Source organism: Camelimonas fluminis, from assembly GCF_014656355.1.
Taxonomy (GTDB): domain Bacteria; phylum Pseudomonadota; class Alphaproteobacteria; order Rhizobiales; family Beijerinckiaceae; genus Camelimonas; species Camelimonas fluminis.
Window position 1 is genome coordinate 1 of sequence record NZ_BNCG01000184.1, and the last position, 515, is coordinate 515.

The following is a 515-nucleotide window of genomic DNA, read 5'->3' on the forward strand; positions in this document are numbered from 1 at the left end:
TCAGCGACTGCCTTGGATGATTGCAGCAGTGATGCTGCGGAGGTTCCGGCGAGGTTCATGGCGCACCTCACCCCGCAGCCATCATGCGGAGGTCGCGCCGGTAATCTGCCAGCCCCTCGACGTGCTCTTGAGCGCGCTGGTTCAGGTACTCGTCGCTCTCATAGAAATCGCAGCGCCACTGCTCCAGCCAGTCGATGACGCTTTCATGCGGGGTCTTGCGCAGCTCATGCGTGCGCTCTGCGACTGCATCAGCCACTTCGCGGTCAACGATGCGGGAGATGCCGGAAACCGGATTGAAATGGACGATGCTGTCGATGCACTGCGGCATGTCCATTTCGGTGCCGATGATGTCGTCAACCAGTTGCTCGAGCGTGGCGCTCTGCATGGACGTTTCCGGGATCGCGAAGCAGTCCGGGTACTTCAGGAAAACCACGTAAAAGTCGCGGTCGTATTTTGCGGCGGTCATTTCCGCCTGCGTCGGCCGGTGGCCGATCTGAATTCCGTTGCCCATGGCT

Annotated in this window: 1 protein-coding gene; it reads right to left on the reverse strand. The window is 60.4% G+C overall.

What is annotated here, in order from left to right; translation table 11 throughout:
* Positions 1 to 67 precede the first annotated feature (67 nt).
* Positions 68 to 515: hypothetical protein (locus tag IE243_RS23060; RefSeq protein ID WP_210319977.1), on the reverse strand; the 448-nt coding region annotated here is incomplete at its 5' end.